The organism is Tahibacter amnicola (genome assembly GCF_025398735.1).
Lineage (GTDB): Bacteria > Pseudomonadota > Gammaproteobacteria > Xanthomonadales > Rhodanobacteraceae > Tahibacter > Tahibacter amnicola.
This window is the reverse complement of sequence record NZ_CP104694.1, coordinates 255983-269095: the sequence shown is the minus strand read 5'-3', so window position 1 is coordinate 269095 and position 13113 is coordinate 255983. Positions and strand designations below refer to the sequence as shown.

Below are 13113 nucleotides of genomic sequence, written 5' to 3'. Positions count from 1 at the left end.
GCAAATGCGCTATTCGCAGCTCTTCCCTATGGGCCTCTGCGCGGCGGCGCGGCGAGGTCTTGTGCTATTTCAGTTGGCGTGACGTTTGCGACTGCTGGATGTAAGGGCTATGCCAAGCCGAAGGACCCTGGCACATTCAACCCAGACAGGCAATGCGGGGAAGCAGATCCTCCGTTGCCGGAGATTGAGAGGCGCGGCAGGGAGCGCACGCGTCCTGCGACACTACTTGCCCTGCGAGGCCGTAGAATTTCGAGCAAGCCGGGAAACAGCGCAGGTGCTATGCACGCGCCCATTCCTACGACCTCAAGGCTGCACCAACAACGCATACGTATCCGGCCGCCGGTCCCGATAGAACTGCCATACATTGCGCACCTGGCGGATCATCGCCAGGTCCAGTTCCGCGGTGACGAGTTCGGAATTGTCGCGGGAGCCCATGGCCAGGAACTGGCCGCGTGGATCGCAGAAATAGCTCTGGCCGTAGAATTGGCCGATGTTCCAGGGGGCCTCCACGCCGACGCGGTTGATCGCGCCGACGAAATAGGCGTTGGCGACCGCGTGCGCGGGTTGCTCCAGTTTCCACAAGTGTTCGGAAAGGCCGGCAACCGTGGCCGACGGGTTGAAGACGATTTCGGCGCCGGCCAGTCCCAGGGCTCGCGCGCCCTCCGGGAAATGGCGGTCGTAGCAGATATACACGCCGACCTTTGCGTAGGCCGTGGCGAACACGGGGTAGCCGAGATTGCCCGGGCGGAAGTAGAACTTTTCCCAGAATCCCGGTGCGCAGTGCGGAATGTGGTTCTTGCGGTACTTCCCCAGGTAGGTTCCGTCGGCATCGATGACCGCGGCGGTGTTGTAGTAGATGCCGGTGACATCCTCTTCGTACAGCGGCAGCACGATCACCATGCGATGCCGCCGGGCCTGTTCCTGCATCAGGCGGACCGTGGGGCCATCGGGGATCCGTTCGACAAAGCCGTACCAGCGGGTGTCCTGCTCGGCGCAGAAGTAGGGAGCGGTGCACACTTCCTGGAGGCAGAGGATCTGCACGCCCTCTCGGCCGGCCTGGTCGAGGTAGACCATCACCTTTTCCAGGTTGGCGGAGCGGATCGTTTCGAGGGGCTCGTCGACGCTGCAGGCGAGGGAGGTCTGGATGAGTCCGCATTTCACGATCTGCGTCATGGAGGTGACTCCTCGGACGGAACAGTCGGGCGGCGCCAGTTGCGGCGGCTTCGTAGCGGATCTTAGCGGCTTGTGCGGACGCGCGCCGCCTGCGCGAAAAGGGCCAGCCACGGCTGCGGCCGGCCCGGACGATCAGACCAGGGTCAGCGTCACGTTGATGTTGCCGCGGGTGGCATTGGAGTACGGGCACACGACGTGGGCCTTCTCCACCAGCGCGGAAGCCTGGGCACGATCAAGGCCCGGCAGGGCAATCTTCAGTTCCACCTCGATACCGAAGCCCGTGGCGATCGGGCCGATGCCGACGCTGCCTTCGATGGTCGTCTCGGCCGGCAGGGCGACCTTTTCCTTACCGGCGACGTATTTGAGCGCGCCCAGGAAGCAGGCGGAATAGCCAGCCGCGAACAGTTGCTCCGGATTGGTACCGTCGCCGCCGGCGCCGCCCAGTTCGCGTGGCGTGGACAGCTTCACGTCGAGGGCGTTGTCGGACGAGGTGGCGCGGCCATCGCGACCGCCGGTGGCCTTGGCGTGGGCACGGTAGAGGACGTTTTCGACTTTCATGGCAGACTCCTTATTGAGGTGTGTACGACTGAATAGCGCGCGATCTAATGCGTACGCTGATGAATCATTCGGCTTTCATGAGATTGGCCCGGAGCTTTTCCAGGTGACTCTTCACCGTGGCGAGCTCCTCCGGGTCGCACTGCGCGGCGCAGAAGACGGCATCGGGCACGCGCTGGGCCTGCTTGCGCAGCGCGCGTCCCTGGGGCGTCAACGCGATGAGCACATTGCGTTCGTCATCCTTGGCGCGCGTGCGGCTCAGATGACCGGCTGTTTCCAGCCGTTTGAGCAATGGCGTGAGGGTGGCGGAGTCGAGAAACAGGCGCTCGCCGATTTCCGAGACCGTCACGGCGTCCCGCTCCCACAACACCATCATCACCAGGTATTGCGGATAGGTCAGGTCCATCGCCTTGAGCAGGCGCCGGTATACCTTGTTCATGGCCAGCGTGGTGGAGTACAGCGCGAAGCACAGCTGCTGGTCGAGCAGGAGGGCGGGTGTGGCGCTGGCGGGTGGGGTGCGGGACTTCATGGGCCGCATATTAGATAGCGCGCGATCCAATTGCAAGCGATCAGCTTCGCGAGACAGAGAAATCCGTCCAATCGGATGTTTCAGCGGATGTCGAGCAGTCGGGCGAGGCCCGCGCGAATCAGGCCGAAAGAGAATGCCCCAGCGTCGACTCGACCGGCGGCAGCGTTGCCGCATAGCGGGCGTACATCAGCGACAGCGTGTCTTCTTCGATGTTGGCCACGCGCCAGCGGCCGTCGCAAACGACAAACGTCCAGAGCGTGGTGACGTCCTTGAATGCCTTGCTGCCCTCCACCACGACGCCCGTGGCGCGCGCTTGCAGGTAATCGCACAGGTTGGCGGTGATCGACAGCACCAGCAGAGAGCCCTCGTGCTCGGCGCCATTGTTGTGATGCGCGAAGAGCAGCGGCCGAACCTGCCGCAGCCGCCGCACCTGGCAGACGTTGCGCAGCCCCTCGCGCTCCCAGCGTGCCAGATGCGCCACCTGCTGGTTCTGCCAGTACCACTCGGTCATCCATTCCGCGGCTTCGCGGACATCTTCCCGGCTCCAGGCGGCATGCACTCGCGTGAAACAGTCGATCGCGCGCTGGTGCACGCCGAGCCAGTCGAACAGCTGATGATGCCTGGCCATGAAGTGAAGATCGCGCAGTGCGCGCCGTTCGGCCAGCTTCTCCCGCACCAGCGTATAGATGATGATCGGCGCGAACACGATCGTCAGGCCGGCCAGCGCGACCTTGCCCCAGAAGGTTTCGAACACGGCGCGGGCGATCTTGCCGCCAGGTCCCGCCAGCGCGGGCTCGGCCAGTAGCAGTCCCGCCAGAACAATGGCACAGACGGCGATGAGGACGCGCTGTTTCATGACGGATACCTCCCGGACCACCCCGGTCGCATCCTAACCGCGCCCGGCAATGCGGGTTGTCAACGTCTGCGACGGTCCGACAGACGGCCCCGTGCGAGGGAACAGCGGCGGCCGGCTTGCGCCGGCCGCCGCGAAACGCGTCCGATGCGTTGGATCAGCGAAGCGTCATGGCGTGTAGCTGCCTGTCAGCGTGACGCCGGAGAAGGTCGCATACGCCCGCACCATCACGTAGTAGGTGCCTGCCTGCGCCGGCGTGATGTTGCACGTCTCCGCGTTGGACGACGTCCACGAACGGCAGGTATAGGTCGAGGTCGTCGGCGCCGCACCGAACCGGACGTACAGGTCCGCATCACCCGTGCCGCCCGTGGTGGTGAAGCGAAGATTGGTGGCGCCCGCCGGAACCTCCATCGTGTACAGCACGGAGTTGCCGCTGGTGGCTGCCAATCCGCTCACCGGTACGCCGTTCTGCAGTACGTTGCCGCCGCCGGTGTTGAAGCTGCCGGTGAGGCTCAGGCCGGAGAAGTTGGCGTAGGAGTAGACCAGCACGTAGTAGGTGCCGGCCTGCGCGGTGGTGATGGCGCAGGTTTCGCTGTTAGTGGAACCGATCGAACGGCAGTCGTAGCTCGAGGTGGTCGGTGCGGAACCGAACTTGACGTAGAGGTCCGCATCGCCGGTGCCGCCGGACGTGACGAACCGGAGGTTGGTCGCGCCGGCGGGAACGACCATCGTGTAGAGCAGCGAATTGCCTGTCGTCGCCGAAAGACCGGTCACCGGCACGCCATTCTGCAGCACATTGCTGGAGGTGCTGGTAGTGAAGCTGAAACCGCCGGAGGTGTTCGATCCGCAGCCGCTGACCGCGCGGACGCGCCAGTGGTAGGTCGTCGCCGACGAAAGCCCGGTAACCGTGCGGCTGGTCGTGGTGATGGCGGGGATGTTCTGCACGATGTTGCTGAATGCCGCGTCCGTCGCAACTTCCAGCGTGTAGGTGCTGGCTCCGGCGCTGGCGTTCCAGGACAGCGTCGGCGAGGTCGATACCCCCGTGGCGCCATTCGCCGGCGCGGACAAGGTCGGCGCAGCGGGCGCACCGGCATTGACGACAAGCTGCGTGGTGGCTGAGTGTCCGGCGCTGCCGCTGGCGGTGCCGTTTATGGTGACGGTGTAGCTGCCGGCGGCCGCGGACGAGGCGACGTTGAGTGTCAGCGTCGAGCTGGAGCCGGGTGCTACCGGATTGGGAGCAAATGAGGCCGTGACGCCGGACGGGAGGCCGCTGGCAGCCAGCGTGACGTTGTTGCTGAACCCGCCGGTGGCGCCGATGTTGACGGTATAGCTGGTGGTGCCCGGTGCGCAGACGCTCTGGCTGGCAGGTGTGGCGGCGATGGTGAAGTCGGGCGTGCCGCCCGAGCAGGCCGGGCGCGTACCGCAGGCGATGCCGTGCGCATTGAAAGCATCCCAGATACGGCAGGCGTTCGGGGTGCCGTTGGCGAGATTGCCGTCATCGTCGTCGGCGGCCAGGTACACGGTGTACCAGTTGTTCGCGCCGCAACCGTTCACCGTGGCCGATACGTTGCACTTGCCGCCGGAGGTCACCTGGTAGGCGCTCTTGCTCGGCGTGAGGCTGGCATACCAGATCTTGTCCATCTGCGCCCAGCCGGCCGTCGCGCCGTGCTGGGCGACCAGGCTCTGCGCGAGGTCCCAGTTGGCCGAACCGGAAATGTACGCTTCGCAATGGCCTTCGTAGCCCATCGGGCCCTGGTAGGGCGTGATGCCATTGGCGAGGTACGGGCACGCGAAACGGTCGCAGTTGGCGCCGGCGTTGTCGGTAATGGTCGAGGGCTTGGCGATCGTGGCGGCGCCCAGGGTGCTGAACGCATTCAGGTCGCGAACGCCGGTGCACGAAGCCGCGCAGTTGTGACAGCCGCTGCCGGAGACAAAGAAGCCGTTGCCGATACAGCCGGTTCGGGTTTCCAGGAACGCGAACGTGTCGCCCACGGCCTCGCCGCTGCCGTATTCGGATGCGGCTCCGCCGCTGTTGGTGTCCATGCCGTGGCCCCACTCGTGCAGGAACACGGCCGCCAGTTCACCGGTGTTGGCGCAGGAGGTCGACCCGGATGTGCCGGACTTGAAGAAGTTCAACGTGCTGCCGTTCCAGTAGGCATTGCAGACGTCGTTGATGTTCATGTTGGCGGTCACCTTGCCGGCGATCCAGCTGTTGCCGGGCAGGAAGGTGGCGGCTTTGCGGTTGATCTTGGTCAGGTAGTAGAAGCCGTTGCGGGATGCGCGCGTATTGCCGTTGCCGCCCGCGCCGCCGGCTGCGCCGCAATCGGTGCCGGTGTCGGTGCCCAGGTGCAGGTTGCCGTCGGTGGAATTGGACAGCGAGATCGATCCGCAGGTGTCACTCATGCGGAAGTACTTGCCGTCCAGGGTGACCGTGGCTGCTCCGCCGGTGTAGTCGTAGATGCCTAATGCATCTGTCACCTTCGCGGTGCCATTGGTGACGGCGGCGAAGGGCATCGGCACGATGGTTTCCGGGCCGGTGTTGACGCCGGTGAAGATGCCGCCGTCGACAACGGCATTGGCGTAGGTGTTCAGATCGCGCACCTCGATCACGCGGTTGGTCTTGGCATCGACCAGGAGCTCGTAGGTGGATTTGTCGCCGGTGAGGCGGAAGACGAACCGCCAGGCGAGCCGATGGGCGTAGCCCTCGCCGTTGGCGCCCTTGTAGCCTTCGCCGGCGCGGGCGCTGTCCGCCGCGAACGGCACGATCAGCAGTTCGCCGGGCTGCACCAGGGTCTCAACCTTCACGCGTGCCGGGAAGGCCAGCTCGCCTAATGCCACCTCGAAGGCCTTCTCGCGCACGGATGCCGGGAACGCGTCGATCTTCACCGGCGCGACCATATGGCTGCCAAATTGCACAATGTTGCCATTGGAAATTCGGAAGAAGAGGTTCGCACCGCGTACGCGAACACCGTCCTTGGATTGCGCAAACTCGACAAACCAGTGCGAGTTGTCTTCGCCGTAGGCGACGCTGCCCTGCGGATCGAGCTGGAATTCCAGGCCGTCGGTCCGGAGCAGGTCGCTGTTTTCGGCGACGAAGTCGAGCAGGCGCGCTTCCACGACGGCCATGTCGATCTTCTCGCCCGCGGAAAGGCCGATCTTCTCGGCCGTGAGCGAATTGCCGCGTCCCGGAATCAGCGGTACGCCGGCGCCCTGGATCAGGTTGGGACGGTCCGCACGCCGGTCCCAGCGCAGCTCCCACTGCCCCGGATGGCGTTTGACGAAAGCGGCGGCGGCCGGATGCAGGCTGAAGCTTTCGGTGAGGTTCGCCGACGGCTCCAATGCCGGCTGCACCTCCAGTTCCGGTGCCAGGTAGGGCCGTGTCAGCAACGGCCGGTGCGCGGACGTATCGGCAGGCTGGATAGCCTGGGCCGAGGTCGCCGCAAAAAGGCACAGCAATAGCGGCTTCAACAGGGATGAAGCCGAAAGTGAGCGACTACTGGTTCGTAAAAAGCGTTTCATGAACTCCCCTCCAGGAAGGCTTTTGACCAGGTTCGCCAGCCACGAGGAAAGCCCGCGCACAGCACCATCCGGCTTGCGAGTCGTGCCGGACGGCAAACTGCAGGCATTCCAGAAGTACGGGGGCTGACGCTCGGTAACAATAAACGATACGGAGGCGAATAGGGGTGAAGTTGGAATAAATAAATAAACAAATCGCCAATGACATGATTTGTCTGGAATATTTCTTTGCTTTTGGTGCATTTCGTGGCCGCGCATACCGGTGGGCGCGCGTCCGGATTTGCCTGTGGCAGGCGCCGATGCGCCGGAATCCGCCAGATGTGGGGCGTTGTTGTGTTCGCCAGAAATCGCCCTGGTTAATGCCCGGGGCGGAAGGAAAGCGGGCGTCAGTCGGAGTATTCGCGGCTGGCCCTGGCATAAGAACAGATGGCGATTCCAATGGCGCTTCACGCGGTACGGATTCGAATATCCCGACCGTTTTCCGGCGGCCGCGAATCGCGAAACCCCCGTATCCAGGTGTCGGCCGGCTGACCGTCTACCGGGGCTCTGGTCGCGACATCCGGAACGCGGACACGGCGAGTGCAATGCTGATGACGCCCATCGCAATGGCGGCGCCCAGGCGAGCCGGACCGATCACCTGCACCGGCGCCCATCCGTAGACACCGGCACAAAGAACTGCCCCCGCGAAAAGGAACAGTCCCAGCGCCGCGTACAACAGCCGCGCGGGCAGGCGTGGCGCGGTCGCTTCGTGGAACCAGGCGATGGCCAGGCCCAGCGGCCAGTGGATGACAGCGAGCTTGAACGCAAGCCCGGTCCGCGTGGCCATCGGATAACGCAATGCGATCGCCAGCGCGAACAGGGCGAAGAACAGCGCAATCAGGCGACCGGCAATGGCGCCGGCTGGCAGGGAAGTGCGCATGACGCGATCCAATGGGGGTGTCAGCATTCCATCCGGAGTCCCGCCCGAAAGATGATCTGCCGGTGCGAGTCGCACTATGATGGTGCTGATCAACCTGATTGCACCAATTGCGTGGAAACCTCCGCACTCTGGAACCAGCTCAGCACCGGCGCCGCGCGCCTCGACGCAGGCTTGCGCCTGTGCGCCCCGAACGCCGCGCTGTGCGAGCTGCTCGGGCAGAGCCGGCGACGCCTGGAAGGCGAAACCCTGGCGGACCTGGCGCCCGGCCGCACGGAACTGGTCGAGGCCGCGACGCGCTCGGCACTGGAACAGCGGGTCGTCCAGCTGCGCGGCGTGGCCCTGGCGGTTGGGCCACAGCGCGTGGTTCTGGTCGACGTCAGCCTCAGTCCCTTGCCCGACGGCGACCTGCTGCTGGAGATCCACGCCCTGCCGCCCGCACCCCCGGCGTCCACGGCGCGCCTGTCAGAGTCGCTACGGGGCTTTGCGCACGAAGTGAAGAATCCACTGGCCGGCTTGCGCGGCGCGGCGCAGCTGTTGCGCCGGCGCGTGGTGGAGCCGGCGTCGAAGGAGCTGGCAGACCTCATCATTGCCGAGGCCGACCGCCTGGCCGCCCTTGCCAACCGGCTGCTGCAGGGCACCGGAGCCGCCCAGCGGGCGCCGCTGAATATTCACGAGGTGCTCGAACGGGTCGCCGCGCTCCTGGCTGCCGACGAGCATCCGCCGCGGCTCATCCGGGACTTCGATCCCAGCCTGCCGGCCATCGACGGCGATCCCGACCGCCTGACCCAGCTGGTGCTGAACCTGGCGCGCAACGCGATGGAGGCGGGCGCCGAGCGGATCACGCTGCGCAGCCGTGCCGAGCATGGCGCGCGGATCGATGACCGCCTGGTGCGTCTGGCGCTGCGCGTGGACGTGGTCGACAACGGTCGCGGCATTCCGCCGGAGATCGCCGATACCTTGTTCTTCCCCATGGTCAGCGGACGCGCGGACGGCAGTGGCCTGGGCCTGGCCGTGTGCCGGGAGATCGCGCGCGAACACGGCGGCGCGCTGGATGGCCAGAGCCGGGCCGGCGAGACCCACTTCACGTTGTTGCTACCGTATGGAGAGCGCCATGGCTGAGCCGGCGACGGTCTGGCTGATTGACGATGACCGAGGCGTGCGCTTCGTGCTGGCGGCGGCGCTGCGCGATGCGGGCCTGGGCGTGCGCGAGTTCGAAGACGCCGAAAGCGCGCTGGAGGCATTGGCCGGAGGCCAGCCCGACCTGCTGTTCACCGACGTCCGCATGGCCGGGCAGAGTGGCCTTGCGCTGCTGGAGCGGCTGCGCACGCACTGGGCGCAGTTGCCCGTCATCGTGATGAGCGCCTACACCGACGTCGCCACGACCGCGGCGGCGTACCGGCACGGTGCCTTCGACTACCTGCCCAAACCCTTTGACCTTGACCAGGCCGTCGAGGCGGCGCAGCGCGCGCTGTCGCAGCGGCGTGCGGCGGTGACCACTGCCGCCGCGCGCCCGACGCCGCGCGAACCGGATCTCATCGGGCGTTCACCCGCGATGCGCGAAGTGTTCCGCGCCATCGGCCGCGTCGCCGCCAGCGGCCTCAACGTGCTGATCACCGGCGAGACCGGAACTGGCAAGGAACTGGTTGCGCGGGCACTGCATATCCACAGCCCCCGCGCGGCGGCCGGCTGCGTCGCCCTCAACACGGCCGCGATTCCGTCGGAACTGCTCGAATCGGAGTTGTTCGGCCACGAGGCCGGTGCATTTACCGGCGCCACCCGCCGCCATTCCGGGCGCTTCGAGCAGGCTGACGGCGGCACGCTGTTCCTGGACGAGATCGGCGACATGCCCCTCCTGCTGCAAACGCGCCTTCTGCGCGTGTTGGCAGAAGGGGAGTTCTACCGCGTCGGCGGGCGCGAGCTGATCCGTGCCGATGTGCGCGTCATCGCCGCGACCCACCAGAATCTCGAAGCCAAGGTCGAACGTGGCGAATTCCGCGCGGATCTGATGCACCGCCTGGATGTGGTGCGCATCCATCTGCCGGCACTGCGCGAGCGGCGCGAGGACATCACGCTGCTGGCCGAGCACTTCCTGGCCCGTGCGGCCGACGAACTGCGGGTGGAATCCAAGCGCTGGACGCCCGGGGCCCTGGCTGCGCTGGCTCAGTTTGACTGGCCCGGCAACGTGCGCCAGCTGGAAAACGTCTGCCGCCGGCTGGCCGTCATGGCGCCGGGGCGCGAGGTGCGTGCGGAGGACCTGCCGTTCGCACGGCCGGTGGTGGCGACGGAGGATCCGTTGGCCGACTGGTCCTCGCGTCTGCGGCGCTGGGCCGAGAGCGAGCTGGCTGCTGGCCATGGCGGCCTCCACGCAACCGCTACCGCAGAGCTCGAACGCGTGCTCTTCGAAGCGGCCCTGGGTGCCAACGATGGACACCGGCAACACGCGGCGCAGGCGCTGGGCCTGGGGCGCAACACACTGACCCGGAAACTCGGCAGTTCGCGCCGTCGCGCGGACCGGCCGTAGTGACCATCACCGACTCAAGGGCAATCCGATGACCGTCACCGTCCGTCCGGCCACGCGCGCCGACATTCCCTTCCTGGCCCAGGGCAATGCCGCCATGGCCCTGGAAACCGAGCAGAAACAGCTTGACCTGGCGTTGCTCACGCGGGGTATCACCAGCGTCTTCGACGAACCGCGCCGCGGCTTTTACATGATCGCCGAGCGCGATGGCGTCGCGGCTGGCTGCCTGCTGATCACCTTCGAATGGAGCGACTGGCGCAACGGCGACTGGTGGTGGATCCAGAGCGTCTACGTGGCGCCCGAGGCGCGCCGGCTCGGCGTATTCCGAACGATGTACGCCGAGATGGAGCGCCGCGCGCGCGCCCAGGACGGTGTGATCGGCCTGCGTCTCTACGTGGAGTGGGAGAACCAGCGCGCGCAGCAGACCTACGCGTCGCTGGGCATGGAGCAGTGCCACTACCACATGTTCGAGCGGCCCTTCGTCCGCGTGTAGCGCGCTGCCGCTCCGGCTCAGCGCGCGCCGGGAATGGCGATGAACTGGAGGAATTCGGCGCGGGTGCGCGCATCGTCGCGGAAGGCGCCGAGCATCTGGCTGGTGGCCATGGAGACACGCGTCTTGTGCACGCCGCGGGTGGTCATGCACTGGTGTACCGCCTCGACCACCACTCCCACGCCGCGCGGGGCGAGCACGTCCTGGATGCAGCGGGCGATCTCCGCGGTGAGCTTTTCCTGCACCTGGAAGCGACGGGCGAAGCCTTCGACCACGCGCGCCAGCTTGGAAATACCCACGACCTTGTTCGTCGGCAGATAGCCCACGTGCGCCCGCCCGATGATCGGTGCCATGTGGTGCTCGCAATGCGACTCGAATTCGATATCGCGCAACACGATCATTTCGTCGTAGCCGGCGACCTCCTCGAAGGTGCGGCGCAGGTATTCGGCCGGATCGTCCGCATAGCCGGAAAACCAGTCCTGGTAGGCATCGACCACGCGCCGCGGGGTATCCAGCAATCCTTCGCGGGACGGGTCTTCACCGGCCCAGCGCAACAGCGTGCGGACGGCGGCTTCGGCTTCGTCACGATGGACGCCGTTGTTCATTTCGAGCGAGGACATGGCGACTCCAGCACATGCAACAAAAACGGAATCTTCCCTTTTAGACACGAGTCGCGCAATCGCATGAGGCAGTGATCGCGGCAGTGCTGCAGATCACGTCGCGTCGGCGGCGATCCGGTGGGTCAGGGCGCGCAACTCGGCGATCACCTGCGCGCCGGAGCCGGGCTGGCCGAACCGTTCGACGCGATCGCGCAACGCCATCGTCAGGGCCAGCAGCGGCGCGGCGTTGGCGGCCTTCGCAGCGGAGAAGGTGCGCCGGCCGGCTTCGGAATTGAAGCGATGGAGCTCGAAGAAGAAGCGTTCCTGGCCGTCGGTCAGGAAACCCAGCACAGGCAGCGCCGATCCCGGGTCATCGACGCTGCGGTGGCAGCGCATCTCCCGTTCCAGGCACAGGCGCATCCCCGTTTCGACGAACTGGGCGAACGGTTCGGCGACGTTGGCGGTATCCAGGTCCGCGGCGATGGTTGCCAGGTCCAGCGCGTGTGCAATGGCCGGACTCAGGCGCCAGCCTGCCGCGTGCTTGTCGAGCTTGGCGTCGAGCTTGGATGCCAGGGCCCCGCCGGACTGCAGCAGGTCCACCGAGTTGTACTCCCAGGCCAGCGCCGACGCCGGGCGTGCATCAAACGTGGAGCCGGCGATCATGAGCTCCAGGCCGATGAAAAAGTCGTCATCGTTGTCCGGATCGAAGCCGCAGAGGGTCAGGATGCGCAGGCCTTCCTCGATGCTCGCGCGCTCGTTGCTGCCCACTCCGGCGCAGTAGTCGGCACGCTCGCGCTGGCGCAGGTCATGGCAGGCGGCAAACAGGCCCAGCAGCAGCCAGTCGTGGACCGACAGGGCCGTCGCGCCGACCTCGTTCATCAGGCGGGCGATGCGGCTGTCGAAGATCTCCAGGATGTGGTGTTCGTTGTGGTAGGCGTGGAAATCCTCGCCCCACGAGCCGTGACGATGCGCAAGCCGCGCGTAGGCCAGCGAAACGGCATCGTTGCAGCGGGCGATGAGGCCGGCTTCGGCGGGGCCGGCGAGCCGCGCGAGCGTCTCGCTGCGGCGCGCCAGCGCAAGGCCGAACGCCGGGGCTTTCTCCGCCAGCAGCGCCCGTGCGCGGACGACGTCGGGGATCGCGCGTTCGGTGGCGTCTTCCGGAAACGAATGCGGAAACGGCAGGATCACGTGCGGCCAAGCCCTCCCCAAGCCGATGGCAGTATAGGTACGTCCGGCCTGCCCGCGATAGCGGGTGCGTCACAGGCGAAACCGGAACGGATCGATCAAAGCATGCCGCGCTCGGCCAGCGATACGGAGCAGCCGGCACCGACGACAAAATGGTCCAGCACCCGCACCCCGATCAGGCTCATCGCGCGGGTGAGTTCGGCGGTGATCGCGCGGTCGGCTTCCGAGGGCTCGGGAACACCGGAAGGGTGGTTGTGCGCAAAGATCACCGCTGCCGCATTGTGGCGAATGCAGGCGCGCACCACTTCGCGCGGATGAACCGAGGCGCTGTCGATGGTGCCGCGGAACATTTCCTCGAACGCAAGGACGCGGTGGCGGTTGTCCAGGAAGATGGCCGCGAACACTTCGTAGGGATAGCCCGCCAGGCGTTCTTCCAGAAATTGCGCGCTGTCGCCCGGGTTGCGCAGACCGGTGCCCCGGCAGAGCGCCGATTCGGAGGCCCGGCGCGCCAGCTCGATGATGGCCTTGAGCCGGCATTGCTTGGCGGTGCCCAGCCCGCGCACGCGCGGCAGCTCGCTCTCGGTGTTCAGCAGTGCCGCCAGTCCGCCGCAGCCGGCCAGCAGTTCCTGGCCCAGCTCCACGGCGTTCCGGCCACGACTGCCGGTACCGATGAACAGTGCCAGCAATTCGGCATCCGAGAGCTGCCGGGCACCGCGGCTGAGCAGTTTTTCACGCGGACGTTCCTGGACTGGCCATTGGGAGATCGGCATTGCGAG

12 protein-coding genes are annotated in these 13113 nt (G+C 66.3%); 3 read left to right on the top strand and 9 right to left on the bottom strand.

Going from position 1 to position 13113, the window contains the following annotated elements; all coding sequences use genetic code 11:
- Positions 1-303: 303 nt before the first annotated feature.
- The 6 genes from N4264_RS01035 to N4264_RS01010 form a co-directional block, all read right to left on the bottom strand.
- Complete coding sequence (locus N4264_RS01035; RefSeq protein WP_261695224.1) at positions 304-1173, bottom strand: nitrilase-related carbon-nitrogen hydrolase; 870 nt, start codon at positions 1171-1173, stop codon at positions 304-306.
- A gap of 132 nt (positions 1174-1305) precedes the next feature.
- A complete protein-coding gene (locus N4264_RS01030; protein WP_261695223.1) occupies positions 1306-1731 on the bottom strand; it encodes an organic hydroperoxide resistance protein in 426 nt (141 codons plus the stop codon).
- Positions 1732-1795: 64 nt separating this feature from the next.
- Positions 1796-2257: a MarR family winged helix-turn-helix transcriptional regulator gene (locus N4264_RS01025; RefSeq protein ID WP_261695222.1), complete on the bottom strand. Its 462-nt coding sequence runs from the start codon at positions 2255-2257 to the stop codon at positions 1796-1798.
- A 118-nt stretch (positions 2258-2375) separates the two neighbouring features.
- The gene (locus tag N4264_RS01020; protein ID WP_261695221.1) at positions 2376-3113 is read right to left on the bottom strand and encodes a Tim44 domain-containing protein; all 738 of its coding nucleotides are present in this window, start codon (positions 3111-3113) and stop codon (positions 2376-2378) included.
- A gap of 165 nt (positions 3114-3278) precedes the next feature.
- A complete protein-coding gene (locus N4264_RS25750; protein WP_425508327.1) occupies positions 3279-4751 on the bottom strand; it encodes a pre-peptidase C-terminal domain-containing protein in 1473 nt (490 codons plus the stop codon).
- A 2410-nt stretch (positions 4752-7161) separates the two neighbouring features.
- Positions 7162-7545 carry a hypothetical protein gene (locus N4264_RS01010; protein WP_261695219.1) on the bottom strand — a complete coding sequence of 128 codons (384 nt, stop codon included), beginning with the start codon at positions 7543-7545 and terminating at the stop codon, positions 7162-7164.
- 111 nt (positions 7546-7656) lie between these two features.
- On the opposite strand from N4264_RS01010, the gene N4264_RS01005 reads away from it, so the two are divergent.
- The 3 genes from N4264_RS01005 to N4264_RS00995 are packed head-to-tail and all read left to right on the top strand — an operon-like array spanning position 7657 to position 10556.
- On the top strand, positions 7657-8664 hold the full coding sequence (locus N4264_RS01005) for a two-component system sensor histidine kinase NtrB (RefSeq protein WP_261695218.1): 1008 nt from the start codon (positions 7657-7659) through the stop codon (positions 8662-8664).
- Positions 8657-10066, top strand: coding sequence for a nitrogen regulation protein NR(I) (gene ntrC, locus N4264_RS01000; protein WP_261695217.1), 1410 nt, complete (start codon positions 8657-8659; stop codon positions 10064-10066). Before N4264_RS01005 ends, ntrC begins: the two co-directional genes overlap by 8 nt.
- A gap of 28 nt (positions 10067-10094) precedes the next feature.
- Positions 10095-10556 carry a GNAT family N-acetyltransferase gene (locus N4264_RS00995; RefSeq protein WP_261695216.1) on the top strand — a complete coding sequence of 154 codons (462 nt, stop codon included), beginning with the start codon at positions 10095-10097 and terminating at the stop codon, positions 10554-10556.
- Positions 10557-10573: 17 nt separating this feature from the next.
- On the opposite strand, the gene folE is transcribed toward N4264_RS00995, so the two are convergent.
- From folE to radC, 3 genes are all read right to left on the bottom strand, one after another.
- The gene (folE, locus tag N4264_RS00990; RefSeq protein WP_261695215.1) at positions 10574-11173 is read right to left on the bottom strand and encodes a GTP cyclohydrolase I FolE; all 600 of its coding nucleotides are present in this window, start codon (positions 11171-11173) and stop codon (positions 10574-10576) included.
- Positions 11174-11266: 93 nt separating this feature from the next.
- The gene (locus N4264_RS00985; RefSeq protein ID WP_261695214.1) at positions 11267-12340 is read right to left on the bottom strand and encodes a hypothetical protein; all 1074 of its coding nucleotides are present in this window, start codon (positions 12338-12340) and stop codon (positions 11267-11269) included.
- Positions 12341-12435: 95 nt separating this feature from the next.
- The gene (gene radC / locus N4264_RS00980) at positions 12436-13107 is read right to left on the bottom strand and encodes a RadC family protein (RefSeq protein ID WP_261695213.1); all 672 of its coding nucleotides are present in this window, start codon (positions 13105-13107) and stop codon (positions 12436-12438) included.
- Positions 13108-13113 lie beyond the last annotated feature (6 nt).